This is a genomic window from Ralstonia sp. SET104 (assembly GCF_003851545.1).
GTDB lineage: Bacteria > Pseudomonadota > Gammaproteobacteria > Burkholderiales > Burkholderiaceae > Ralstonia.
The window spans coordinates 261416-285476 of the sequence record NZ_BHVX01000003.1; the positions used below are offsets into that span (position 1 = coordinate 261416).

Here is a 24061-nt window from a genome sequence, read left to right on the forward strand (position 1 = left end):
ATAGCCCACTCCTATGCCACGCCGTGCATATAATTCAGGCCGATCTGCGTCGGCGCCCCAAAACGTCCGGCGGTTGTGCTTGCGCCGTGCCGAACATCTGCCCTCTCTACCGATCACCGCCTGCAAACGCAGGCCCCGCAAGGCTGACCGGGGCAATATGGTCCGACCGCGCAAGTATCGCCCAAGCCATAGGTACGCAGCAAACCACAATTCGGATGCCTCAGCGCCACCGGTGGACATAGGTAATTGTTTGCGGTATGCGCCCAGAAGCCGGTTTGACAAAGCGATCCGCGCTGCACCATGATCGGCCGAAGCCACATTTCAGGCGGCTGCGCGGCGCGATAAGCGCAGGAATCTTGATCGCAGCGCACCGGCGACAGCCGCATCCACACCATGTCCGCCCTCACCCTCGTCTTGCTGATCATGATCAGCGCCTTTTTTTCTGCTTCCGAGATCGCCCTCACGGCATCGCGGCGCACGCGCCTGCAGACCCTGGCCGACGACGGCGACACCCGCGCCCTGCGCGTGCTGCAGCTCAAGGACATGCCCGGCAACTTCTTCACGGTGGTGCAAATCGGGGTGAATGCGGTGGCCATCCTGGCCGGTGTCATTGGCGACAGCCAGATCTCAGGGCCGCTGGCCGCGTGGCTGAGTGACTGGCTGCCGGCCGCCCGCGCCGAACGGTTCGGCAGCATCGCCGGGTTCATCATCGTGACGGGGCTGTTCATTCTCTTTGCCGACCTGCTGCCCAAGCGCCTGGCCGTGCTCTACCCTGAGCGCTGCGCGATGTCGATCATCGGCCCAATGCAATCGTGCCTGCGCGGGCTGCGGCCGGTGGTGTGGCTGTTCAATGGCGCGGCGGACATGTTCCTGAAGCTCTTCGGCGTGCCGACGCACCGGGTCGACCAGATCACCACCGAAGACATTGCCGCGATGGTGGGCGCCGGAGCGCAAGCCGGCGTGCTGCGCAAGCACGAGTTGGCGATGATCGAGAACGTGTTCGAGCTGGAATCGCGCACCATCACCTCGGTGATGACCGTGCGCGACGAGGTGATTTACTTCACGGTGGACGAGCCGCTGGAGTCGATCAAGATGAAGATCATTGCGCAGCCGCACGCGGAATACCTCGTCTGCCGTGAAGACATCGACTCGGTGCTGGGCTTTATTGCGTCAAAAGACATCTTGCAGCAGATCCTGTCGGAAGAGTCGTCTGCTGTGATCCGCGACATCAGCAAGTATTACGACAAGAACCTGCTGGTGCTGCCCGACACGCTCAACCTGTCACAGGCGCTCACGCGCTTTCGGGAAATGCACGAGCGCTTTGGTGCCGTGGTCAACGAATACGGGCTCGTGGTGGGCGTGGTCACGCTGGATGACATCGTCGGCGCGGTGATGGGCGACATCCTGTACCTGGGCGAAGATGAGCAGATCGTGCGCCGCGATGACGGCTCCTGCCTGATCGACGGCGTCACACCGCTGGGCGACGTCAAGCGCGCCTTCGATCTGGACAACCTGCCCGGCGAGCACCACGTTGAAACCCTCGCGGGGCTGGTCATCTACGCGCTCAAGCGCATTCCCAAAAAGAGCGAAAGCGTCGATATCGGACCGCTGCATATTGAAGTGCTCGATATCGACAACCATCGCATCGATCAACTGCTGGTGTCGCGGCGCATTGATCCGCCTGCGGCGACCGCGCCCTGATTTGCCTTACACGTCATTGGCGGCAAACACTTCCTTGGCGGCAAACATGCCGTTGAGCGCCGCCGGAAAGCCCGCGTATAGCGCCATCTGCAGGATCGTCTCGGTAATCTCCTCGCGCGTGAGCCCCACGTTGAGCCCCGCCGCGATGTGCACCTTCAACTGCGGTGCGGCGTTGCCCAGCGCCGTGAGCGCGGCAATGGTGGCGATCTCGCGCTCGCGCAGCGTCAGGCCTGGGCGGGAGTAAACATCCCCAAACCCGAACTCAACGATGTAGCGGCCGAGGTCGGGCGAGATGTCGGCCAAGGCCTCGACCACGCGCTCGCCGGCCACATCATCAACTTCCTTCAGCTTTTGCCAGCCCCGGGCGTAGCGCTCGTCCTGCAGGTTGGCGTGGTTTGCCGCTTGCGGTGCGTTTTGGGCGATCAGAGTCATGTGGTGCGTCCTCGTTCAATTGACGTTTTGGCCGGTGCTTCGATTTGGAAGATGAGGAAGCGGGGCCCTGAACGTTCTCTACGGCTTCAATCCGTGCCCGGATACCGTCGTAGACGACGAGTTTGACGCGCAGCACAGCCAGCGTTTCGGCCCGCGCGCGCAGCTCCGCTTCCAGCGCCTCGGCATGCAACTCCAGCAGGCGTTGGCGCGCCGACACACTCTCCAGACTGTCGCCCTGGCGCCGCAGCGCGGCGTACTGCTGCATCTGCGCGATCGGCATGCCGGTGTCGCGCAGGCGCAGCAGGAAGGCGAGCCACGTCATGTCTTCAGCGCGGAAGACGCGGTGGCCGTTGTCCCGCCGCTGCACGCTGTCGAGCAGCCCGATGCGCTCGTAGTAGCGCAGCGTGTGCGTCGACAGGCCGGTGGCTTCTGCCACTTGGGCAATGGTCAGAAAAGTGGTCATGAACGGAGCTTAGAAGTTAGAGCGCACTCTAAGTCAAGCGACTTTAACGCGAATCGTTCTGGCCCATATAAAACAAAACGCCGGCCCCCTATAAAGGGGCCGGCGCCTTGGTGTGCAGAAAAACTGGCGGGCTGCCGTGGATCAGCCGCCCACGCCGTACGCGCTCTTGTCCTGCTGCTTCGGACGATGGTCGCGCTTCTTTTTCTTCTTGTGGTGTTGTGTCTTCGTCTCGCCAGTGGCCGGTGCCGATGCGGCGGGAGCCGGCATAGCGGCGGGCGCGGCTGGTGTGGCGGGCGCGGCCGGCGCGGAAGCCTGCGCAAATGCACCGGCGCTGAAGAGTGCAGCCACGAGGGCAGCCAGGAGCTTGTTCATCGTGTTGTCCTTATGAAGAGACTGATTTGCGGCGCGCCCGGTATCGGATGGGGCGTGACCCAGTGCGCCCCGGCGCCACTGCTGTGCAATGCGCACCCCGGGATCGAAGCGGTGTGCGCATCAGCACGCAGTGTGGTGTACGCGCCTGCGGTTGTCCACCCGAAGCCAACATTACGCCCGCATGCAGGGCGGCGTCTTGATACGCCTCAACCAAACGCAACAGTTGCCGGGCAGCTTGCAGCCTACCTTGTTACGCGCGCTTACATCGTCAGCAGAACGCTTACAAACGGCGGTCAGCGTGCTCACGATGTGGCGCGTTTTTGGAGGCATGGATCGCAAATGGGACGAGATCCATGTATCTGGAGTCCCGCCAATATCCCGCTTGTTTCCGCTTAAGGAGTCTCACATGAAAGTCGCTCAATCTCTGGCCGCTCTGATCGTTGCTGGTGCCTTCGCAGCCCCCGTGTTCGCCGCTGGCACCGCCTCCGCACCGGCTGCCGCACCCGCACCGGCTGCGACCGCTGCTGCGGCGACCACCGATGCCGCTTCGGCCCCGAAGGCTGAAGCCAAGCACGAGAAGAAGCACGCGCACAAGAAGGCCCACAAGGCTGCAGCCAAGCCGGAAGCCAAGGCTGGCGCCGCATCGGCCCTGAAGGCCGCTGAACCCGCCAAGCAATAAGGCGATCGCGCGATGAAAAACGCCGGGACATTCCCGGCGTTTTTTTATGCCCGCTCGGGACCAGCACTCCGCTGCCGTGCCGGCCCCGATGCCACATCAATGCAGATGCGGCAGACGCTTCGTGCCTTCAATCTGCACGGCTTGCAGCTCGTGCGGCTTGATGCCCAGCTCGCTCAGGATGGTCGGCGCGATCTGGTTGGTGTCAACGCGCTCATCCACGATGCCAGCGTTGACGCCCGCGCCCCACACCACGATCGGCACGTGGCGGTTCTCCGGACGGAAGCCACCGTGCTCGGCGATCTTCGACAGCTTGCTGCCAGCCCACACCGTGCCCTGCTGCGCGATGCCGACCACATCCGGATCGCGGTCGTCATTGGGCTTCGCACCAAAGAAGTCGGCCACCTCCTCGCCCACCACAAAGCGGCTCGCGCCGGCCTGTGTAAACGGCTTGGCAACGGCGTTGCCCGCTGCATCCGAACCCACGCCCGTGCCCGAGTAACCGAGCAGGAACTGCTTCGTGAACTGCAGCGCGGCCGGCGAGCGGTCGTTCAGCCACAGCAGGATGCCGTCGTCGTCCATCGCGTGCGCGACGAGGTGCGGCTTGGTCGCATCCGTGCAGGTGGCGGCGTACTTTTCCCACGCGCAGTTGAGCGCATCGATCATGTCGCCGTCGTTGACGATCGTGAGATCGGCGCGGCTGTTCGGCGACTGGCCATGCTTGGCCGATACGATCAGCACCGTGTTGGACGGGTCGGCCGCCTTGACCATCTCGCCCAGTTTGTTGTCGACAAAGGTGAGCGCACTCTGCAGTACCGGGCCCGGCACCGTGCCGTTGTTGGTGTAGCCGCCCAGGCCGCCCGACACCTTGTTGGCGGTGTTGGCGGGGTCCGGGTAGTACGCCGACTTGTTCAGCTTCTGCGCCGTCGACACCGCCTGAAAGTTCATGCCCAGGATGGCCGGCACGCCCGGCGCACCGTTGCCGGCATGGTCATGGCCCTTGAGCCAGTTCAGCACGGCCTGCACTTTGAAGCTGTCGTAGCGCTGGGTGTTGGTGTTGTCCTTGGTCCAGTCGGGGCCGGGGCCGGCGGGCAGCGACGGATCGGTCACCGAGCTGTTGATCTCGGGCGCGAACAGATCGTCGATGCCTTGGCCGCTCGGGCCATTGAGAATTTCGTAGGCCGCATGCTTGTCCGACCAGGCGGTGTGCAAGCCATGCTTGCGCGCCACCTCGAACACCGTGTTGACCTTCAGGTACTGGTGCGGATACACCGGCGCGCACGTCACGGGCGACACCGGCAGGAAGGTCGGGTCGATCAGATCCTGCGCGCGGCCGGTCAACTGCGAGATCTTTGACAGATCGGCATAGAGGCCTGGAATGCCCTGGCCGCTGTCGAGGCGATTCAGGTCTTTGGCGATGACCTCGGCGTAGAACACTTCCGCGCCGGGCTGGGTGGTGTGGCAATTCGCGGCCGTGGTGCCGGCGGGGAGCAGGCTGCGGCTGTATGCGTCGTCGTAGTAGATGCCGGTGGTCTTTGGGTTGCCGCCGGTCACCTGGCCGACCATGCCGGGGAAGGAGTCGGACGGGAACGGCGTGCGAGCGTTGCGGTAATTCACGCCCTGACGCACGAGGCGCGCCAGCGTGGAGCCCGGATGGTTGCCGACATACCAGTCGAGATCCGCCTGATGCAGACCGTCAACCGAGATCAGCAGCACGTGCTTGGCGTGCGCGTGGTGTGCATCATCGTCATCGGCGTACGCATGCACAGACAGACCGCATGCCAGCGTAGAAAGCACTGCAAGAGCGAGGTATTTCTTGGGGGACACGGGGTTTCTCCTCTGAGTTACCGTCATGAGGCGGCCCGGTCACGCTAGCCCTGCTGCATGTCTGCACGGCGACCCGCTCATGTCGCTCGCGTGACAAATGTAACGCGCCCTCCGCTGTCTGATTGAGCCAACGTTTGCGCTGTCATCACCCGTTCGGGTGGTTCCACTAGAATGGCGTGCCCGCTGTTTCCTCGACCACACTCTCTCGATTTCCGTTTGCTCATGCCGCTGTCTTCGCGTGTCCTGCCCCGTTCTGCGTTTCTGCTTTGCTCAGCCCTGCTCATCGGGTTCTTGAGCAACACTGCCCAGGCACAAACCACACCTGCAGCCAAAACGGAAACCACCACCGAAGCCAGCGACTGGAGCATCGCCGTCGGCCCAGCGGTTTATGTGTCGCCGAAATACCCGGGCGCGAGATCGAGCTTCGTGTTTCCGTGGATCGATCAGGAAATCGAATACAAGCACCGGTTCTTCTCCAAGGGCATGGATTTCGCGGGCGTGTACCTCGCCAACGACGACACATGGCAGGTGGGCGGCAACTTCCAGTTTGACCCGACGTGGCGCCACGCACACGACGACGCCCGGCTCAATGGTCTGGGCAATGTCAATGCCACGGTGCGCGCCAAGGCGTTCGCGCAGTACACGGTGTCGTTCCTCACGCTGTCCACCGATGCGGAGCAGGACATCCTCGGCAACCGCCAGGGGTTGATTGCCAATGCAGACGTCTACGCGAGCGCGCCCATCGGCCGTTGGCTATTCAGCCTCGGCACCGGCGTGTCATGGACGAATGGTCAGTACATGCGTACGTTCTTTGGCGTGGACGATGGGCAGAGCGCGCGCGCGGGCCTGCCAGTATTTGCCACGCATGCGGGCCTGCGCGACGTCCATTTCAACGCCATCGTCACGTGCAAGCTCGATGACCGGTGGACGGCCAACGGCTCGTTGACGGTTGCGCGCTTGCGCGGCGACGCCGCAGACAGCCCGATCACGCAGCGCCGCCAGCAGACCACGGCCATGGCCTCGCTCACCTACCGGTTCCGCTGATACTGTCGCCAGAATGTGCCGCCACGATGGGCGCAATCGCTTGCGCAGGCCGTGATATTTGCCTCGCAAACCTGTGCACACGAGGCAATCCGGTAATGAAACCAGAACTTCGCGCTCGCGCCTCTCAGCCAAACGGAGCATGCTTCCTTTTCACAACAGGCATGCACGTGGACTAGCGCAATCCCCCTGCTTTTTTTGCTAGTCTGTTTGGCAAGCGGCGATCACTTCCGATCAATGCGCGGGCAGTGAACGGTGTCTTCCACCGGTGGCGGACACCGCAAGACAGGAGGGCTTGACCATGTTGCGGTGGATTGCAAACTGGGCCTTGAGCCACGCACCCTCTCCCGAAAAGCAGGCCGAACGCGCGCTAGGCGAATTGCGCATGGAGCTGTTCCAGGCAGAGCAGCGCGTGATGGATGCACAAATGCACGCGGACTATTACCGCACCCGTATCACATTCCTGGAAGACGTCGTCAAGAAAGGCATCGAGCGCGTCTCCGACCAGCGCAAGGGCAAGCAGGACAGCGCCCACGCACTGCGCGCCGGTCTCAAGTTCACGGCCGAGCTGTGGCGCGAATCACAATCGCGCGACTCGCACATGCTCAAGCGCCGCACGGCGATGTCGTTCATCGACCCGCACGACGCGCAGACCGACGAGTCGCACGCGCCAAAGATCCACCACTTCTCGAAGATCCCCGTGGATTCGCAGTTCGACGACAACGTGAGTGCACTGCCCTCCAAGCATGCCGCGGCAGAGAAAGCCTAGTGCGTGAGCTGGCCGGGGGTATCAACCCACAGTGCCAGCGCATCAGGTGCGTCGACACGTCCGGCGCCGCGCGATAGTGGCGCCCGCTTACGGCGCCACCATCGACACGCCGTACTGCGCAAAGATGCGCTGCAACTCGCCGCTGGCGCGCAGCGCATTGAGCGCGCTCTCCAGTGCCTGCGCCAGTTCGCGCTGATCCGCCTTGACGGCCATCCCGACAGCCCAGCCACGCCCTGGCAGCAACGGCGACTGCAGCTCGGTCGCCACAAAGCGCGTGGCGGATTGGCTTTGCATCTTCAGCGCACTTTCATACTGCGCGCGCGTCACCATTGCTGCAGCGATCTGGCCGGAGAACAGCGCACGCAAGGCCTCGTTGGCTTCCGGGTAGATCTTCACCTTGTCGCGCAGTGCACCGCCGGCGCTCGACAGCAACGCGCTTGCACCGCCCGATCCCTGCTCGGCGCCGGTGGCCTGACCGGCGAGGTCTTCGAAACGGGTCACCCCGTGGACGCGTTCGCTGTCGTAGACCAGCACATAGGCTTCGCGAAGATACGGCGCGAAGATCAGTACCTGGCCATTCTGGCGAATGAAATTCGGGTCAACGGGCACATGCAGCATCACGTCGGCCGGGCCATAGCCCAAGTAATGGCCTTTCCAGACCATGTTGCGCAGATCGCCCGACATGCCATCGTCATCTGCATCAAACGGCAGCAGCGAGGCCGACAGCCCCATCTGCTTGCTGAGCGCGTTGGCCAGCGCAACATCAATGCCGCTGAATTGCCCGCCAGCGTTGTCGGAGAACGGCGGCAAGCCCTTGTACAGCGCGACCTTCAGGGCGCCGCTCTGGCGGATCTTCGCCATGTCGGCGTGCGCGGGCGCCGCGGTCATCAGAATGGCTGCCGTTGCAAGCAGAAAGCCAACAAGGGGGGCCGCGACCAACCGAAGACGGGCGTTCATGAGAAATCTCCTGGGGAAGAAATAGGCGAGCCGACGCAACAAGATGGCGGCATGGACGGCATCGGCCCGCCAAACGGCGAAGAGCAGCGGGCCGACCCCGTTAGTCCTGCACCCGGCGCGATTCGAGATAGGTCTTGATCGCCCAGACCGCTTCCTGGGTCAGCACGCCTTCAAACGGCGGCATGTAGACACGGCCATCGCGGGTGCGGCCGTGGCGGACGGTGGCGGTAAAGTACTGCGATACCTCGCCGTAGCAGGCTTCCTTCTTCTTGGCGTCGGCCAGCGACATGCAGTCGACATCGAGCTTGCGCAGGTCGGGCGCGATCCCGCCGGAGATGGCCTCCAGCCCATGGCAGCGGGCGCAGTTCTGATTGAACGCCGATGAACCGATACGCAGCGCTTCATCGTGCGCGGGGCCCGTCCGGTATGGATTGTCCTGACGCCAATCGGCCCCGAGTTGCGGTAAGGTGTGCGTGTCTACGGCCTGCGGTGTGACATCGCCGTGAGCAAATGCGGCTGCGGGCAATCCCCCAGCCAGAAGTGCGCAGACAGAAAGCAGCGCGAACAGGTTGCGAGGCGTTTTCAAGAGTGTCTCCTTAGTGTCGTTGAAACGATTTTTGGAGGCATTTCTGCAAAAGCCATACCAAGACGCAAACCCGCCGACAAACTTAGGAAAACCCCCAAAAGCAGCACGCAGATCGGGCGGGCGGGTTGGCGCAGGTGCTCAGGAATGCAACACCCTGGCAAGCGTCTTGCTTCATGGCGCAACACTTCCGGCCCGCGCATAGACTTGCGCGATCCGGGCGACCCGCACACAGATTGCGGGCGAGGTTTAAGGAGACCACCATGACCCCTCACGCGGCAGCCGACCCGCGCGCTTCCGAGAATGCCCCCGCCACGCTCGGTGACGCCCCGAACGATCAGCCCGAGCTGATCGCGCAATCACACGAGCGCTCCAAGTCCTACGGCTTGCGGCCCTATGAGTCGCCCGACTTCTGCCCGGTACTGCACAACGAGCTGAAGACCGAGATCGAGCGCAGCCAGTCGCTGTTCACGCACGCGCTGCCCGTGATGGAGACGCTCTACAGCCAGATCGTCAACACGCAAAGCATGGTGATCCTGACGGACACCTCGGGCCTGATCCTGCATTCGCTGGGCGACGACGATTTTCTCGCCCAGGCCAGCAAGGTGGCCCTGCAGCCGGGCGCGCTCTGGTCGGAAGCGAGCCGGGGCACCAACGCCATCGGCACAGCTTTGGCCGACGGCAAACCCACGCTCGTCCACGGCTCCGAGCACTACCTGCAGGCCAACCAGTTCCTCACCTGTTCATGTGCGCCGATCTTCGATCCGTATGGCGCCACCGTGGGTGCACTCGACGTGACAGGTGACCACCGCGGCTTCCACAAGCACACCATGGCGCTGGTGCGGATGTCAGCGCAGATGATTGAGAACCAGTTGTTTGCCAACACGTTCCAGGACGTGGTGTGCATCCACTTCCACTCGCGGCCGGAGTTCATCGGCACGCTGGTCGAGGGCATTGCGGCCTTTACGCCGGCGGGGCGCTTCCTGTCGGCCAACCGCAGCGGCGAATTCCAGCTCGGGCTGTCGATCCGCGCGCTGCATGCGCATACCTTCTCGTCGCTCTTCGGGCTGTCGATGTCGCAACTGGTTGATCGGGAACGTGGCGCCCCTGCCGGCATCGTGCAACTGCAGTTGCCAAGCGGTGTGAAGGTGTTTGCGCGCGTTGAATGGAAGCGGCCAGCCAACCGCATGGTGGGCGGCGCACTCGGCAGCGAGTTGCCGGCCGACCGCGACATGGCACCGCGCCGGCCCTATATTGAGCCCGCCAGGCAGCCGGCCAGCCTGGAGGCGCTGGACACCGGCGACGCGCAGATCAAGACCGTCATCGGCAAGCTTCGCAAGGTCATCGGCAAAGACATTACCGTCATGGTGCTGGGCGAAACCGGCACCGGCAAGGAGCTGCTCGCGCGCGCCATCCACGCCGACAGCCCGCGCCACGCCGGGCCATTCATCGCCGTGAATTGCGCGTCGATTCCGGAAGCGCTGATTGAATCTGAACTGTTTGGCTACGAAGAAGGCGCGTTCACCGGTGCGCGCAAGAAAGGCGGCATCGGCAAGATGGTGCTGGCCAACGGCGGCACGCTCTTCCTCGATGAGATCGGTGACATGCCGCTGCACCTGCAGGCGCGCCTGCTGCGCGCGCTGCAGGAGCGTGCGGTTTCGCCGCTGGGCAGCAACAAGCTGATCCAGGTGGATGTGGCGGTGGTGTGCGCAACGCACCGCAACATGCGCGAAATGGTGGCCGCCAACCAGTTCCGCGAAGACCTGTACTACCGCCTCAACGGCCTCGTCGTGCGGCTGCCTGCTTTGCGCGAGCGCAGCGACCTCGACGTGGTGGCCAACAAGCTGCTGCAACTCGAGCAGGCTGACGCGCCCCACATCAGCGAGCCCGTGATGCAGATGTTCCGCAGTTACCATTGGCCCGGCAATATCCGCCAGCTTGGCAACCTGTTGCGCACCGCCCGGCTGATGGCCGAAGGCGCTGCGCAGATCACCGAAGACCATCTGCCCGACGACTTTCTTGAAGACTGGCAGGCACGGCATGGCGACCAGCCCGCCTCCGGCAATACGATGGCAGCGGCGGCACAACCCGCCATTCAAAACGTGGGTGGCGCCCAGTCAAAACGGCTGGCAGATGTAGAAAGCATGGCCATCATGGCGGCCGTGAAAGCGCACAACGGCAATATCTCGGCCGCAGCGAAGGCGCTCGGCATTTCACGCAACACGATCTACCGCAGGATCGACGAGGCCGGCGGTCTGCCCGCTGACACCGACTGACCACGCGGCATCACGGATGGCAGCGCCCAGCGCCCTCGCCATCTCGCCCTGCGCCAGGTGCCCGGCCGGCACCCACACCAACCGCGCTTGCGGCATCGCGGTTGATAATCGCAGCGCGTTCTCGGGCCGGCAAACCTTGTCTTCCCGCCCATGCAACAGCGTCACGGGCAACCCTCGTGCGCCGATACGCGCAGCCGCCCGCAGCAACGCAGACTTTCCCAGCCCGGCCCGGCGATACAGGTAATGGGCCTGAAGCCGGTACTTGCGCATCAGGGCCATCTGCTGCGGCCGCGATTGGCGATGTGCCTGCGCACGCAGCCCCAACAACCGCCGCTCTGCCCGTTGCCACGCTGTGGCGATGTTCAATTTCTGAACAGTTGTACCAAGCTGCAACATGTCTGTTACAGCGAGAAGACGCCCGCGCGCTGCGGGAAAACCCTCACTCCGCCCGCCAGTGCCTCGCAAGAGATCCCGGCCGGCACCGCGCGCGTTAAACAGCGCCTGCACATCGTCGAAACCGGTCAGGAAGGTCCCGCGCAGCACCAGCGTCGATACGGCATGGGGAAAGCGATCGGCGTAGGCCAGTGCCAGCGCCGCGCCCCATGACCCGCCGACCACGCCCCAGCGTTCAATACCGAGCGTGGTGCGCAGTTGCTCAAGATCAGCCAGCAGCGCCGTTACCGTATTGCGGCGCCCCGAGCCGGCCGGGCGCGAACGCCCCGCGCCGCGCTGATCGGGCAGCACCGCGCGATGCCGCAGCGGATCAAACCATGCCGCCATGGATGGCGAACAACCGCTGCCGGGGCCACCGTGCAGCACCAGCCATGGCTCGCCGTTCTCGGGCCCGCATTGGCGCACGTGCAAGCAGTGGCCGTCTGGCGTGCGCAAGTTCAGGCGGGCGGACGCGGTTGGCCAGTCGGGTGTGGGCATGGATGTTGCCTTAATGAAGATGCGGCTGCGTTCGGCAAACCCCTGCGCCAGCCGCTGGACAACGCAGTGCACTCACTAACTATGCCAACCCTCAAGGAGGAGACATGAACTGGACGACGCCCGCTTACACCGAACTGCGACTGGGGTTCGAGATCACCATGTACATCGCCAACCGCTGATGTTGCACGACTGAGCACGCAAGGCTCGGTAAGCCCGCTGGTTCTTCACGGCGGGTTTTTTTTCGCCTCAGGATGCTTCTGGGCGCGTGCATTCCCCTGGCCGACTTCTTGCTCAATCTGCCCGACACGTTGGGCTTGCACTATGACGATACTCAGGGTTCTTGGCTCGGCCGCCGGCGGCGGCTTCCCGCAATGGAACTGCAACTGCCGCAATTGCGATGGTGTGCGGCGCGGCACCGTGCGCGCCACCCCGCGCACGCAATCCTCTATCGCACTCGGCGATGGGCAGCACAACTGGATCGTGGTGAACGCATCGCCGGACATCCTCGCGCAGTTGCGCAGTGCACCGGCGCTGCAACCGGCACGCACACCGCGCGACACGGGCATCGTCGGCGTGGTGCTGATGGATGCGCAGATCGACCACGTGACCGGTCTGCTGATGCTGCGCGAGCACCGGCAGGCGCTGCCCGTCTATGCCAGCGCAGCGGTCATCAGCGATCTGTCCACCGCCTTCCCGCTGACACGCATGCTGTCGCACTACTGCGGGCTCGACACACGCGCGCTGGCGTTGAACGGCACGGCATTCTCGGTGCCCCCGCTTGACGATGTGGCGTTGACGGCGATCCCGCTGGAGAGCAAGGCGCCACCGTATTCACCCAGCCGTTACGCTCGCCGCGTGGGCGACAACATCGGCTTGCGCATCGTCGATCGCAACAGCGGCCGGCGGGCGTTCTATGCACCCGGTCTGGCCCGCATCGAACCCCACGTGTTCGACGAACTGGGCGCGGCCGATGTGGTGCTGGTGGACGGTACCTGCTGGCACAACGACGAGATGCTCGCGCTCGGCTTTTCCCGCAAGACCGCGGCCGACATGGGGCACCTTGCGCAGTCCGGCCCCGGCGGCATGATCGAAACGCTCGACCAGTTGCCGGCAACGCGCAAGGTACTCATCCACATCAACAACACCAACCCGATCCTCGATGAAGACTCGCCGCAACGCCGCGAGCTTGATGCTCACGGCATCGAGGTGGCTTACGACGGCATGGAAATCTTGCTATGACACACGCTGTTGCTTGGAATGCCGATGAATTTGAAGCCCGCCTGCGCGCGAAGCAGGCGGGCTATCACATCCACCACCCGTTCAACCTGCGCATGCGCGCGGGCGAATGCACGCCGGAAGAAATCCGCACGTGGGTGGCCAACCGCTTCTACTACCAGGTCAACATCCCGCTCAAGGATGCGGCCATCCTGTCCAACTGCCCCGATCGGGAAACGCGCCGCGAGTGGATCATCCGCATCCACGACCACGACGGCGATGAGACGCAGCCCGGTGGCATCGAGAGCTGGACACGCCTGGGCGAAGCCGTGGGGCTCACGCGCGATGCGCTGTGGTCTCACCGGCATCTGCTGCCGGGCGTGCGCTTTGCAGTGGATGCCTATGTGAACTTTGCACGCCGCGCGCCATGGCAGGAAGCAGTGTGCTCCTCGCTCACGGAGATGTTCGCGCCCGACATCCACAAGGAACGGCTTGCCGGCTGGCCAGAGCACTATCCGTGGGTGCAGCCGGAAGGGCTAGCGTATTTCCGCTCGCGCATTCCACTGGCTTCGCGCGATGTCGAGCACGGCTTGCGCGTAACACTCGACACCTTCCGCACGCCAGAGCAGCAACAGCGCGCGCTGGACATCCTGCAGTTCAAGCTCGATCTCCTCTGGTCGATGCTCGATGCCATTCAACAGGCCCACGCCCATGACCCCGCCCTTGTCTGATCCGGCCCACCCCACGCTGCACAGGACTTTCCGGCTGCAATGGGAAGACATGCAACAGAGCTGGGTGCTGCTCTACCCTGAAGGCAGGGTCACGCTCAACGATAGCGCCGCCGCGATCCTGCAGCGCTGCGACGGCGCCCATACCCTCGACATGCTGATCGACGACCTGCAGTCCGCCTTTGGCGTGCAGGGCATCGCTCCGGAGGTCCACGCCTTTGTCAAACATGCACTCGAACGCGGCTGGCTCATCTGAAGCCGCACCGCCCCCAGGCCCGCCGCTCTGGTTGCTGGCGGAGCTGACCTATCGGTGTCCGCTACATTGCCCGTTCTGCTCGAACCCGGTCGACTACACGCAGCACGATCGGGAGCTCACTACCGAGCAGTGGTGCGATGTCTTTACGCAGGCGCGGGCGTTGGGCGCAGTGCAACTCGGCCTGTCCGGCGGCGAGCCGCTGCTGCGCAAGGATCTCGAAGCACTGGTCGCACATGCGCACGGGCTGGGGTTCTACGTCAATCTGGTGACATCGGGTGTGGGCCTGACCGATGCACGGCTGGGCGCGCTGCGCGCTGCGGGGCTGGACCATATCCAGTTGTCGTTCCAGGATTCCACACGCGAACTCAACGACTTTCTGTCGAGCACGCGCACGTTCGACCTGAAACGCCGCGTGGCCGATCTGATCAAGGCGCACGGTTATCCGATGGTGATGAACTGCGTAATGCACCGGCACAACCTGCCGCACGTGGGGGCCATCATCGACATGGCGCTGGAGATCGGCGCTGAGTATCTGGAACTGGCCAACACGCAGTACTACGGCTGGGCATGGGAAAACCGCCTGGCGCTGATGCCCACCCTGGAGCAGTTGCGCGACGCTGAAGCCGTGGTGAACGACTACCGCGCACGCATCGGCAACCGATGCCAATTGCTCTATGTCGTGCCCGACTACTTCGAGCAACGCCCGAAAAAATGCATGAATGGCTGGGGCACCACCTTCCTGGGCGTGGCACCCGACGGCGTAGCGCTGCCCTGCCATTCCGCGCGCATGCTGCCGGGGCTGGAGCTGCCCAACGTGCTCAGCCAGCCACTGCGCGACATCTGGCGAAGCAGCGACGCCTTTCAGCGCTTTCGTGGCACGCATTGGATGCCGCAGCCATGCCAGTCGTGCGACTCGCGTGAGGAAGACTACGGTGGCTGCCGCTGCCAAGCCTATCTGCTTACGGGCGATGCGGCACGCACCGATCCGGTGTGTGGCAAGTCCCCCGACCATGCCGCACTGCAGAAGGTCGTGCTGCAAGGCAGGATGGCCGTGATGAACGGGTTCGGGCAGATCCGTGACACGCGCACCGGCGAGGTGCCCATCGTGTTCCGAACGGACGCTAATTCTCGACGGTTGACGCCGTCATAGAAGAAAAAAGGGGCCGGACAATGTGCCGGCCCTCCTGCCTTGCAAACGACGTAGCCAATCAGGAGCCTGAACTCAGTACCCAGGCCACCAGTTGCTTCGCTTCGTCTTCCTTCAGGTTGGGATGCGGCGGCATCGGGATGCGGCCCCATACGCCCTTGCCGCCTTCGCGCACCTTCTGCGCCAGTTTGGCTGACGCGTTGGCATCGCCGTTGTACTTGGCGGCCACGTCGGCAAAGGCCGGCCCGACGATCTTGCTATGCATGCTGTGGCACGAAAAGCAGCCGCTCTTCTCGGCCATGGCCTGCATATCGGGCGCTGCGTGGGCAGATGCCGCCGCAGTTGCTGCGCACACTACGGCTAACAGCGAGAACACTCCATTGCGCATGATCACGTTCTGAAACTCCTTGAAGCAATGCGAGAGGCTGCGCGCCGCAAAGGGCGCGCAGCGCTCAACAACGCATGTCAGCTCTTATGCAGCTTGAATACCCAAACCGAACCGCCCTGCTCCAGGAAGTTCACACGCTTGGCCACTTCACCGCCCCACAGCGGCACTGCACCACCCCAGCCCGACACCACGGCCACGAACTGCTCGCCGTTGTCTTCCCATGTGACGGGGGGCGCGACGATGCCGCTACCGGTCTGGAATTCCCACAGTTCCTTGCCGGTCTTGGCGTCTGCCGCCTTCAGGTAGCCCTCGGGCGTGCCCCAGAACACCAGGCCGCCGGCAGTGGTCATCACACCGCCCCACAACGGCGCGTTGTTCTTGATCTGCCATTCCATCTTGCCGGTCTTCGGGTTGATCGCGCGCAGTGCGCCGATGTAGTCCTCATTGAGCGGCTTGATGGTGAAACCGGCACCCAGGTAGGCCGCACCCTTCTTGTAGCTGACGGGCTCGTTCCAGATGTCCATGCCCCACTCGTTGGCGGGCACATAGAACAGGCCGGTCTGCGGGCTGTACGCCATCGGCATCTGGTTCTTGCCGCCCAGGAAGCCAGGCTCGGCAAACACCGCTTTGCCCTTCTTGTCTTCACCCGTGGCCTGGGCCGGATCGCCCGGACGGTGATCCTGTGCGTAGTTCGGGCGGCCGGTCTTAAGGTCAATGCTGGTGGCCCAGTTGACCTTCACAAACGGGAACGCGTTGAGCAGCTTGCCGGTCTTCGCGTCGTTCACGTAGAAGAAGCCGTTGCGATCGGCTTTGCCGCCCACGCGCTTGCCGTCCATGTCGAACGTCACGAACTCGTTCACGCCGTCGAAATCCCAGCCGTCGTTCGGGGTGTTCTGGTAGTGCCAGACGATCTTGCCGGTGTCCGGGTTGATGGCCAGGGTGGACGATGAATACAGGTTGTCGCCCTTGCGCAGATGGCTGTTCCACGGCCCTGGGTTGCCGGTGCCGAAGTAGACCAGGCCGGTCTGTGCGTCATACGTGCCGCCCAGCCACGTCGATGCGCCACCGGTCTTCCACGTCTCGCCGGGCCAGCTGGCGTTGAGCGTGCCGGTCATGCCGTTCTCGGTCTTGTTGCCGTCTTTGTCGTACTTGTAGCCCATGTGGCCTTCGACAGTCGGGCGCGACCAGATCAACTGGCCCGTCTTGGCGTCGCGCGCTTCCACGCGGCCAACTACGCCAAACTCGCCACCCGACACGCCGGTCAGCACCATGCCCTTCACGATCAACGGTGCAGCGGTGGTCGAATAGCCTGCGGCATAGTCTTCGATCTTCTCTTTCCAGACGATCTTGCCGGTGTCCTGATTGAGCGCGATCAGTTGCGCATCGAGCGTGGAAAAGATGACCAGGTTGTCGTAAAGCGCCGCGCCGCGGTTGACGACATCGCAACAGGGCATGATGCCTTCGGGCAGGCGCTGCTCGTATTTCCACAGCTTCTTGCCGGTCTTCAGGTCGATCGCGTAGATGCGCGAGTACGACGCGGTGACGAACATCTTGCCGTTGTAGATCAGCGGCTGGGCTTCCTGCCCGCGCTGCTTCTCACCACCAAACGAGAACGACCATGCCGGCACGAGCTGGCTGACGTTCTTCGTGTTGATCTTGGTGAGTGTCGAAAAGCGCTGCCCCTGCGTACCCATGCCCCAGGTCAGCACGTCGTTCGACGATTTCGCGTCGTTCTCGATCATGGCATCGGTGACGGGGGGCGTTGCCGCGTGCACGGCAACACTTGCAGCCGCCAAGGCAGCCGCAAGTGCAATCACTCGTAGTGTCCTCATTCTTATCTCCTCTACCTCTCTTTATGGTCCAGGTCCGGCAGTGTGATGTCACACCGGTCGGACTCAGGGCAAATCCCGTGCCATCGGAAAACGCCGTGAAATCGTGGTTTCAGGCGGGTTGCAGCGTTTTGATGCGTGCCATACCGGAACACATCGCCTGTTCTGTTGCGAAATTGAGCAACACAAGGAGCAACACAAAGGGCAACACGAGGCGCAACGCGATGAACGCTGCCCGAACGAAAACCGCGCCGGGTTACAGCGCGCGCGTGCGCCGGCGCGGCAACATGCGCTGCACGCACTGCTGTGCATCGAACCATTGGTGCTTGATTACCCCGGCAACGTGCAGCACGACCAGACAAAGCAGCAGATAGGCCGTCGTGCCGTGCACCGTGTAGAACATGTGCTGCAGTGCGTTATCAACCCACCCCCAGCGCGGCAGAGGCACGCCCCAGAAGCGCGTTCCGTATTGGTTGAATGAAGACCCGAGGTAGCCCGACAGCGGCATAACAACCATGCACATGTAGAGCAGACGATGCGTGATGCGCGCCAGCGCTGTCTCCCAGCAATGCAGCCCCGGAATCGCCGGTGGTACAGCGCGGCGAGCGCGCACGACCAAGCGCCACGCAATCACCAATGCTGCTGTCAGGCCGAGCGATTTATGCAGATTCACCCACGCGGCCTTTCCAGGCGCGCCCTTTGCCAGGCCGCTCATGTAGTAGCCCAGCGCAAACAAACCGCATAGCAACAAAGCGCTTGCCCAATGCAATGCAATCAGCAGGCCCGCATAGGTCGGCGCGGGGGTACGGGCGGGCCGGTCAGCGCGGCGCATCGAGACTGCCCACCGAGGTTGGATAGGTCACCACGCCCCATGGCAGCTTGTAGCCCTGGAGCGTATCGACGACCTCGCGCTTCTGCGGGTCGATCACCTGTACGCTGTTCGAGCGGCCACAGGCCAGCAGCAGCTTCTGTGCATCGGGCGTGAAGCTGAAATGCCAGCAGCGTTTGCCGACCGGAATGGCAGCCACCGGTGCAAAGGTGCGGGCATCGAACACCTGCAATTGATCCGCACGGCTGGCGGCCACCCAGAGGTACCGGCCTTCGCGGTCAAACGCGATGCCATAGGGGCCGCGCTCGGTCGGCACGGTCTTGACGGGCTTGAAGCCGGCATCCAGCAACAGCAGGTTGTTCGAGTTCTCCAGCGTCACAACGTACGTCTTGCCGTCTGGCGCGATCTTGATGCCGCGCGGCCGATTGCCAAACGGCGCAACATCCACCGACCGGATCTGCTTGAGCGTGGACAAGTCGTAAACGCCGACCGTGTTGTCACCCTCATTGGCCACCAGCAGCAACTTGCCGTCTGCTGAGAACTCAATGGCTTCCGTCTCGCGCGCGGCCTTGATGCGGCCGATAACGGCCCATTGCGTGAGATCGATGATGGCGACTTCGGCGGGGGCCTCATCGTCCTCGTCTTTCTGTGCCGCGGCGTTCTTGCCCGGCGGCCCGCCCGCTGACGCTGGCTCGTAGGTCACAAATGCCCGGTGGCCGTCCGGCGAAATGCGCATGAACTCGACATTCCTGCCGACTGCAATGCGTTTGCTCTGCTGGCGTGTGGCGGTGTCAACCACCGACACATCCGCGCTGCCCTGGTTGGCCGTCAGCAACCAGCGGCCATCGGGGGTGACGGCCAAACCGCGCGGGTCCTTGCCCACGGCAATCTCGGCAACGGGCTTGAGCGTGCGGGCATTCAGCACGGTCACGCCACCGCCCTGATTCGTGACATAGGCAACGGCGTCCGGCACCTCGGCAACGGCCTGGAGGGTGGACACCAAACCCACGCAGATCAACGTGGCAACCCGGGTGTAGTAACTCAATGCTTGCATGATCGTCCCTTGCTGTGGGCTCAGTTCGTGTCGGGGTTGGAGGCCTTGCCTCCAAACGAATACGTCAGGCCAATCCAGATTGCGCGCGGCGCCGCCGGCGTCATGAACTGCTGCGTCGTCAGCGAATAGATGCTCCTGGTGCCAGACAGGCCATATGTGGAATAGCGCTTGTTGAACAGGTTGCTGACGTAGGCCGAGATCTCGAGATGCTTCGTCGGCTTGTAGTGCACGTTCAGATTGACGAGACCGTAACCGGCCACCACCCCGTTGGGATCAGCATTGCTTTCATTGCCGTGGGCGATCTGCCTGCTGACCAGGATCACGTTCGCGCCCATCGACAGGCTCGGGCTGAATGCGTACGACGCGCCGAGCTTGAGCGTTTTCGCAGGGATGCCGGGGATCTTGTTGCCACTGACCACGTGCTGCCCACTGGCCGTGGTGAATGCCGACCTGTAGATCGCATCGACATAGCCAAAGTTGGCCGACAACGACCACTTGTCGATCTTCGTGCTGGCGCCCAGTTCAATGCCGCGCCGTTCGGTCTTGCCAACGTTGGCGAAATAGCCGTACGTGTTTGATGTGGCGATGAACTGGATGTCATTGCTGAGCCGCGAGTCATAGACAGACGCGCTCCAGTAGGCCGACTTGCCCAGCGTTCCACGGCTGCCGAATTCGATGGTCGTGGCCACCACGGCCTTCAGGTCAGGATCACCATTGAAGCCTGTGGGCAATGAACATGGGCTGTTCGGGTCTGCACACGACAACTCGATCGACGTTGGTGCGCGCATCGATTCACTGTAGCTGCCAAAAATGCCCTGCCCCCTGCCAAGGTCGTAGTTGAACCCCAAGGCCGGGTTGAACCGGTGGTAGTGGTGCGAGCCTGCAAGACCGTTGGTTTGCGGCCCTGCAACGGCCCCCGCCGGGATGCCGTTCGGGCTGGACGCCGCGCCTGAGCCGGAGTTTGCGTACCGGTAGGCGCCCACGTAGTCAGGGTTGTAGTACGACGTGCCCGAAACGTTGTCCGTCCAGGCGTAGCCGCCATCTTCGTTCAGGTACTTGTTGTTGGCCCCGCCCTGGTTGAGCGTGGTGTAGTTGAAGCTTCCGGATGCGGTCACGCTCAGCTTTTCCGTCACGCTGAACGTATCGGTGAAATAGGCACTGAAATTGTTGACGTTGGACGACAGGTTGACTGCGCCGATGACGTTGCTGCCCGTAAACGACACCGGGTTCGATGCAGACGGCGGCAGCCCATTGGCGGTGAATCCATATTGCTGATTGGGGGTCACCACCGCCTGGTAGTTGATTAACCGGGCCAGGTAGGTGGTCTGGTCATAGGTGATGCGCGAATGATCGAACGCGCCGCCGAGCGTGAACGTGTTGTTGTGCCCCGCCAACTGGCCGAAGTTAGACCATTGCAGGGCGGTGCCTGCCGTGTCCTCATGCGTGGCGGAATCGACCACGCTGGTGTTGATGGCGTTGGTCCAGCGGCCATAGCCCAGCGCCAGCGCATTGGCATCGGTCACGGCATTCAGGGCCGTTCCATTGGGCGCCTTGTTTGCACATGTGTAGGCGGTGATGCCACCCGTCGTTGTGGTTGCCAGCGAGCCGCTATCGTTCAAGCAGCCGTCATCCAGCCGTGCATTGCTGTTGACGTTGTGCAGACTGGCCTTGCGGTAGTAGACACTGCCGGCAAGCTGGTTGATATCGTTCAGCCAATGGCTGCCCTTCAGATTCAGCAGCGCCATCCGGTTCGAGATGGTGTCGGGCCAGGTATAGGCGGCGCTGCGGTTCGCCATCATGTCCGCCGGCAGCGACTGCGTACCGCTGAGCGATGTATCTGCAAGCGCGGCGGACAGCTCCAGCCGGGTCGCCCCCTCATTGCCATGCCACCGCGCCTTTCCGTACAACTGTTTGACCTCGGAACCGGAATGGTCACGAAAGCCGTCCTGCCGATCCACGTTGCCGGCAACAAAGTAGTCGGTGCTGTGCGCCTTGTCGACGATGCCGGTCTCGAAACTCAGGCCCTTGCGGCCGAACGACCCGCCCAGCGCCTCGATCGACGTGCCTGCATTGTCTTTTCCGTTTTTGGTGTTGACGACGAGTGCGCCGCCTAGGGTGTTGAGACCGAACATCGGGTTGGAGCCCGGCAGGATGTTGACGCTGGACATCGCGTTCATGGGAATGAGATCCCAGTTCACGATCGAGCCGAAGGGCTCGTTCATCCGCACGCCATCAAAGTAGACCGACACCCCGATGGGCACGCCCAGCAGCGAAGACACCTGAAACCCGCGGTAGTTGATGTCGTTCTGGTACGGATTGCCCGCCCCGTTGCTGACGCTGACTTGACCAAGGTTGTCGTTCAACAGGTCTGCCAGATTCGAGCTGCGTTGCTCGCGAGCATCCTTCGCGCTCACGCGTTGCGCGTTGGCCGGAAACTGCGACAGTGGAACACCGATGCTGTCGATCGGGGTGGAGCCCACAACCTGCGCGGCGGGCAACGCCACCGCAACGATCTGGTCGTCGGCAAAAGCCGGCACATGCAGCCCCGCAGACGCGACTGCCAACACCACACTGCTCAGGCGGGGTGCGGCTTTGCACAAGCCGCTGGTGCTCGAATGCACGGCGTGTCTCCCTGATTGTTCTCGTCAGGAATCAGCGGCGACGGGTAGACACCTGCCCGCGTTGCGGCAGTGCGTGTGGTTGGCGCATGGCCATGTCTCCTCTTCTCTTTTATTCGCCTGCGCGGTCTTTGCCCCGCAGGTCAGCGGCGGGCGCACGGGTGTCGATCGCCGTGTGCCCGCCGTGCTGCCTTGCCCTACACCATCAGCATCAGCATCAGAAGAAACCCAGCGGCTTGGTGTCGTAGCTCACCAGCAGGTTCTTGGTCTGCTGGTAGTGGTCGAGCATCATCTTGTGGGTCTCACGGCCCACGCCCGACTTCTTGTAGCCACCGAAGGCCGCATGCGCCGGATACAGGTGATAGCAGTTCGTCCACACACGCCCGGCCTTGATGGCGCGGCCCACGCGGTACGCGCGGTTGATGTCGCGCGTCCACAGGCCAGCGCCCAGGCCGAAGTCGGTGTCGTTGGCAATCTGCAGAGCCTGCGCTTCGTCCTTGAAGGTCGTCACGGCAATCACCGGGCCGAAGATCTCTTCCTGGAACACACGCATGCTGTTGTCGCCCTTGAGCAGCGTCGGCTTGATGTAGTAGCCCTTTGACAGATTGCCGGGCAGGACCTCCACATCGCCGCCGACCAGGCATTCGGCGCCTTCTTCCTGCGCGATCTCCAGATAGCTGCGGATCTTGTAGAACTGCTGCTCCGAGGCCTGTGCGCCGACCATCGTGTCGGTGTCCAGCGGATCACCGCGCTTGATGGCGGCCACCTTGGTCATCACCGCATCCATGAAGCGGCTGTAGATCGATTCCTGCACCAGCGCGCGCGACGGGCAGGTACACACCTCACCCTGGTTGAAGAAGCCCAGCACCAGACCTTCGGCAGCCTTTTCGATGAAGCTCGGCTCGGCCTGCATGATGTCTTCAAAGTAGATGTTGGGCGATTTCCCACCCAGCTCCACCGTCGACGGGATGATGTTCTCGGCCGCGCACTTCATGATGTGCGAGCCCACTGGGGTCGACCCCGTGAACGCGATCTTGGCGATGCGCTTGCTGGTGGCCAGCGCCTCGCCGGCTTCCTTGCCGTAGCCGTGCACCACGTTGAGCACACCTGCCGGCAGCAGGTCGCCAATCAGTTCCATCAGCACGCAGATACCCAGCGGCGTTTGCTCGGCCGGCTTGAGCACGACGCAGTTGCCGGCGGCCAGCGCAGGCGCCAGCTTCCATGCGGCCATCAGCAGCGGGAAGTTCCACGGAATGATCTGGCCGACCACGCCCAGCGGCTCGTGGATGTGATACGCCACGGTGTGCTCGTTGATCTCCGCCGCCGAGCCTTCTTGCGCGCGGATGCAGCCGGCGAAGTAGCGGAAGTGGTCCACGGCCAGCGGAATGTCGGCGTTCAGCGTTTCACGCACGGGCTTGCCGTTGTCCCACGTTTCGGTCACGGCCAGCAGTTCAAGGTTTTGCTCGATGCGGTCGGCAATCTTCAGCAGGATCAGCGAGCGGTCCTGCACCGAGGTGCGGCCCCAGGCGTCCGCGGCAGCGTGCGCGGCGTCGAGCGCGCGGTCGATATCTTCAGCGGTCGAGCGCGGGAATTCGCCAATCACCTCGCCCGTCACCGGCGTGGTGTTGGTGAAGTACTGGCCCTTGACCGGCGATACGAATTCGCCGCCGATAAAGTTGCCGTAGCGCGATTTGAACGAAACGATGGCGCCGGGTGTGCCGGGGTGAGCGTAACGCATGGGTTGTCTCCTGATGTTTGAGTGATGACCTCAGCGTTGTGGTCTGCGCTGTGTCTGCTCGTCATCTGCAAAACCCGGGCCATGCCCTGCGGCGGATGCTGCAACCCCTGGGAATCGGCTGTTCACCCCAATCGGCTTGCGAGACTGCTCCAGAATGGAACAACGGGTGTTGCAAAGCTCAACGCCCCATTGCCTGAACGCCCGATGCGCGCGCACACAACCACACAGCGCG

The 24061-nt window shown here is 63.2% G+C and carries 22 protein-coding genes and 1 pseudogene; 10 read left to right on the top strand and 13 right to left on the bottom strand.

What is annotated here, in order from left to right; genetic code table 11:
• The first annotated feature begins 393 nt into the window (after positions 1-393).
• Complete coding sequence (locus PSUB009319_RS05795) at positions 394-1701, top strand: hemolysin family protein (protein ID WP_124381288.1); 1308 nt, start codon at positions 394-396, stop codon at positions 1699-1701.
• Positions 1702-1707: 6 nt separating this feature from the next.
• Here PSUB009319_RS05795 and PSUB009319_RS05800 read toward each other — a convergent pair whose 3' ends face one another.
• The 3 genes from PSUB009319_RS05800 to PSUB009319_RS05810 all read right to left on the bottom strand — a co-directional run bounded on the left by PSUB009319_RS05800 (position 1708) and on the right by PSUB009319_RS05810 (position 2968).
• Entirely contained in the window at positions 1708-2133 is a 426-nt protein-coding gene (locus tag PSUB009319_RS05800; RefSeq protein ID WP_124381289.1) for a carboxymuconolactone decarboxylase family protein, read from the bottom strand.
• Entirely contained in the window at positions 2036-2596 is a 561-nt protein-coding gene (locus tag PSUB009319_RS05805) for a MerR family transcriptional regulator (RefSeq protein WP_124381290.1), read from the bottom strand. The genes PSUB009319_RS05800 and PSUB009319_RS05805 overlap by 98 nt, the downstream gene beginning before the upstream one ends.
• A 141-nt stretch (positions 2597-2737) precedes the next feature.
• Entirely contained in the window at positions 2738-2968 is a 231-nt protein-coding gene (locus PSUB009319_RS05810; RefSeq protein ID WP_124381291.1) for a signal peptidase, read from the bottom strand.
• A 406-nt stretch (positions 2969-3374) separates the two neighbouring features.
• On the opposite strand from PSUB009319_RS05810, the gene PSUB009319_RS05815 reads away from it, so the two are divergent.
• Positions 3375-3647 carry a hypothetical protein gene (locus tag PSUB009319_RS05815; protein ID WP_124381292.1) on the top strand — a complete coding sequence of 91 codons (273 nt, stop codon included), beginning with the start codon at positions 3375-3377 and terminating at the stop codon, positions 3645-3647.
• Between the two features lie 96 nt (positions 3648-3743).
• Here the strand turns inward: PSUB009319_RS05815 and PSUB009319_RS05820 are convergent, their stop codons facing one another.
• Positions 3744-5471, bottom strand: coding sequence for an alkaline phosphatase family protein (locus PSUB009319_RS05820; RefSeq protein WP_124381293.1), 1728 nt, complete (start codon positions 5469-5471; stop codon positions 3744-3746).
• Positions 5472-5693: 222 nt separating this feature from the next.
• On the opposite strand from PSUB009319_RS05820, the gene PSUB009319_RS05825 reads away from it, so the two are divergent.
• A complete protein-coding gene (locus PSUB009319_RS05825; RefSeq protein WP_124381294.1) occupies positions 5694-6515 on the top strand; it encodes a MipA/OmpV family protein in 822 nt (273 codons plus the stop codon).
• A gap of 298 nt (positions 6516-6813) precedes the next feature.
• Positions 6814-7059 (top strand): annotated as a pseudogene (locus tag PSUB009319_RS23395) (hypothetical protein); the annotation flags it as partial.
• 309 nt (positions 7060-7368) lie between these two features.
• Here PSUB009319_RS23395 and PSUB009319_RS05835 read toward each other — a convergent pair.
• Together PSUB009319_RS05835 and pedF are read right to left on the bottom strand one after the other, a co-directional pair.
• Positions 7369-8238 carry an ABC transporter substrate-binding protein gene (locus PSUB009319_RS05835; protein WP_124381296.1) on the bottom strand — a complete coding sequence of 290 codons (870 nt, stop codon included), beginning with the start codon at positions 8236-8238 and terminating at the stop codon, positions 7369-7371.
• A gap of 100 nt (positions 8239-8338) precedes the next feature.
• The gene (pedF, locus tag PSUB009319_RS05840; RefSeq protein ID WP_124381297.1) at positions 8339-8824 is read right to left on the bottom strand and encodes a cytochrome c-550 PedF; all 486 of its coding nucleotides are present in this window, start codon (positions 8822-8824) and stop codon (positions 8339-8341) included.
• 260 nt (positions 8825-9084) lie between these two features.
• Between pedF and PSUB009319_RS05845 the strand changes: the two genes are divergently transcribed.
• Positions 9085-11097 carry a sigma-54-dependent Fis family transcriptional regulator gene (locus tag PSUB009319_RS05845; RefSeq protein WP_124381298.1) on the top strand — a complete coding sequence of 671 codons (2013 nt, stop codon included), beginning with the start codon at positions 9085-9087 and terminating at the stop codon, positions 11095-11097.
• Here PSUB009319_RS05845 and PSUB009319_RS05850 read toward each other — a convergent pair.
• Positions 11035-12027 carry an alpha/beta fold hydrolase gene (locus PSUB009319_RS05850; RefSeq protein WP_124381299.1) on the bottom strand — a complete coding sequence of 331 codons (993 nt, stop codon included), beginning with the start codon at positions 12025-12027 and terminating at the stop codon, positions 11035-11037. The two genes, PSUB009319_RS05845 and PSUB009319_RS05850, sit on opposite strands and share 63 nt — an antisense overlap.
• Positions 12028-12131: 104 nt before the next feature.
• Here PSUB009319_RS05850 and pqqA point away from each other — a divergent pair, with 104 nt between their 5' ends.
• The 5 genes from pqqA (at position 12132) to pqqE (ending at position 15376) form a co-directional block, all read left to right on the top strand.
• The gene (gene pqqA / locus PSUB009319_RS05855) at positions 12132-12206 is read left to right on the top strand and encodes a pyrroloquinoline quinone precursor peptide PqqA (RefSeq protein WP_009277446.1); all 75 of its coding nucleotides are present in this window, start codon (positions 12132-12134) and stop codon (positions 12204-12206) included.
• Positions 12207-12348: 142 nt separating this feature from the next.
• Positions 12349-13266, top strand: coding sequence for a pyrroloquinoline quinone biosynthesis protein PqqB (pqqB, locus tag PSUB009319_RS05860; RefSeq protein WP_124381300.1), 918 nt, complete (start codon positions 12349-12351; stop codon positions 13264-13266).
• Positions 13263-13973, top strand: a complete 711-nt coding sequence (pqqC, locus tag PSUB009319_RS05865) for a pyrroloquinoline-quinone synthase PqqC (protein ID WP_124381301.1) — start codon at positions 13263-13265, stop codon at positions 13971-13973. Before pqqB ends, pqqC begins: the two co-directional genes overlap by 4 nt.
• Positions 13954-14226: a pyrroloquinoline quinone biosynthesis peptide chaperone PqqD gene (gene pqqD / locus PSUB009319_RS05870; RefSeq protein ID WP_124381302.1), complete on the top strand. Its 273-nt coding sequence runs from the start codon at positions 13954-13956 to the stop codon at positions 14224-14226. Before pqqC ends, pqqD begins: the two co-directional genes overlap by 20 nt.
• Complete coding sequence (gene pqqE / locus PSUB009319_RS05875; RefSeq protein WP_124381303.1) at positions 14198-15376, top strand: pyrroloquinoline quinone biosynthesis protein PqqE; 1179 nt, start codon at positions 14198-14200, stop codon at positions 15374-15376. The genes pqqD and pqqE overlap by 29 nt, the downstream gene beginning before the upstream one ends.
• A gap of 58 nt (positions 15377-15434) precedes the next feature.
• Here pqqE and PSUB009319_RS05880 read toward each other — a convergent pair whose 3' ends face one another.
• From PSUB009319_RS05880 to PSUB009319_RS05905, 6 genes are all read right to left on the bottom strand, one after another.
• Positions 15435-15767, bottom strand: a complete 333-nt coding sequence (locus tag PSUB009319_RS05880; RefSeq protein ID WP_124381304.1) for a c-type cytochrome — start codon at positions 15765-15767, stop codon at positions 15435-15437.
• Positions 15768-15838: 71 nt separating this feature from the next.
• Complete coding sequence (locus PSUB009319_RS05885; protein WP_124381305.1) at positions 15839-17593, bottom strand: PQQ-dependent methanol/ethanol family dehydrogenase; 1755 nt, start codon at positions 17591-17593, stop codon at positions 15839-15841.
• A 253-nt stretch (positions 17594-17846) separates the two neighbouring features.
• A complete protein-coding gene (locus tag PSUB009319_RS05890) occupies positions 17847-18422 on the bottom strand; it encodes a cytochrome b (RefSeq protein WP_124381306.1) in 576 nt (191 codons plus the stop codon).
• Positions 18409-19473: a beta-propeller fold lactonase family protein gene (locus PSUB009319_RS05895; RefSeq protein WP_124381307.1), complete on the bottom strand. Its 1065-nt coding sequence runs from the start codon at positions 19471-19473 to the stop codon at positions 18409-18411. Before PSUB009319_RS05895 ends, PSUB009319_RS05890 begins: the two co-directional genes overlap by 14 nt.
• 20 nt (positions 19474-19493) lie before the next feature.
• The gene (locus tag PSUB009319_RS05900; protein ID WP_124381308.1) at positions 19494-22094 is read right to left on the bottom strand and encodes a TonB-dependent receptor domain-containing protein; all 2601 of its coding nucleotides are present in this window, start codon (positions 22092-22094) and stop codon (positions 19494-19496) included.
• 214 nt (positions 22095-22308) lie between these two features.
• Positions 22309-23829, bottom strand: coding sequence for an aldehyde dehydrogenase family protein (locus tag PSUB009319_RS05905; RefSeq protein WP_124381309.1), 1521 nt, complete (start codon positions 23827-23829; stop codon positions 22309-22311).
• Positions 23830-24061: the final 232 nt, after the last annotated feature.

What these genes read in the sequence shown, in the direction of transcription:
- PSUB009319_RS05885 (WP_124381305.1), bottom strand. Translation starts at nt 17,593, where the DNA reads ATGAGGACACTACGAGTGATTGCACTTGCGGCTGCCTTGGCGGCTGCA.
- PSUB009319_RS05805 (WP_124381290.1), bottom strand. Translation starts at nt 2,596, where the DNA reads ATGACCACTTTTCTGACCATTGCCCAAGTGGCAGAAGCCACCGGCCTG.
- pqqB (WP_124381300.1), top strand. Translation starts at nt 12,349, where the DNA reads ATGACGATACTCAGGGTTCTTGGCTCGGCCGCCGGCGGCGGCTTCCCG.
- PSUB009319_RS05815 (WP_124381292.1), top strand. Translation starts at nt 3,375, where the DNA reads ATGAAAGTCGCTCAATCTCTGGCCGCTCTGATCGTTGCTGGTGCCTTC.
- pqqD (WP_124381302.1), top strand. Translation starts at nt 13,954, where the DNA reads ATGACCCCGCCCTTGTCTGATCCGGCCCACCCCACGCTGCACAGGACT.
- PSUB009319_RS05835 (WP_124381296.1), bottom strand. Translation starts at nt 8,238, where the DNA reads ATGAACGCCCGTCTTCGGTTGGTCGCGGCCCCCCTTGTTGGCTTTCTG.
- PSUB009319_RS05825 (WP_124381294.1), top strand. Translation starts at nt 5,694, where the DNA reads ATGCCGCTGTCTTCGCGTGTCCTGCCCCGTTCTGCGTTTCTGCTTTGC.
- pqqC (WP_124381301.1), top strand. Translation starts at nt 13,263, where the DNA reads ATGACACACGCTGTTGCTTGGAATGCCGATGAATTTGAAGCCCGCCTG.
- PSUB009319_RS05845 (WP_124381298.1), top strand. Translation starts at nt 9,085, where the DNA reads ATGACCCCTCACGCGGCAGCCGACCCGCGCGCTTCCGAGAATGCCCCC.
- PSUB009319_RS05850 (WP_124381299.1), bottom strand. Translation starts at nt 12,027, where the DNA reads ATGCCCACACCCGACTGGCCAACCGCGTCCGCCCGCCTGAACTTGCGC.
- pqqE (WP_124381303.1), top strand. Translation starts at nt 14,198, where the DNA reads ATGCACTCGAACGCGGCTGGCTCATCTGAAGCCGCACCGCCCCCAGGC.
- PSUB009319_RS05800 (WP_124381289.1), bottom strand. Translation starts at nt 2,133, where the DNA reads ATGACTCTGATCGCCCAAAACGCACCGCAAGCGGCAAACCACGCCAAC.
- PSUB009319_RS05895 (WP_124381307.1), bottom strand. Translation starts at nt 19,473, where the DNA reads ATGCAAGCATTGAGTTACTACACCCGGGTTGCCACGTTGATCTGCGTG.
- PSUB009319_RS05905 (WP_124381309.1), bottom strand. Translation starts at nt 23,829, where the DNA reads ATGCGTTACGCTCACCCCGGCACACCCGGCGCCATCGTTTCGTTCAAA.
- PSUB009319_RS05795 (WP_124381288.1), top strand. Translation starts at nt 394, where the DNA reads ATGTCCGCCCTCACCCTCGTCTTGCTGATCATGATCAGCGCCTTTTTT.
- PSUB009319_RS05890 (WP_124381306.1), bottom strand. Translation starts at nt 18,422, where the DNA reads ATGCGCCGCGCTGACCGGCCCGCCCGTACCCCCGCGCCGACCTATGCG.
- PSUB009319_RS05810 (WP_124381291.1), bottom strand. Translation starts at nt 2,968, where the DNA reads ATGAACAAGCTCCTGGCTGCCCTCGTGGCTGCACTCTTCAGCGCCGGT.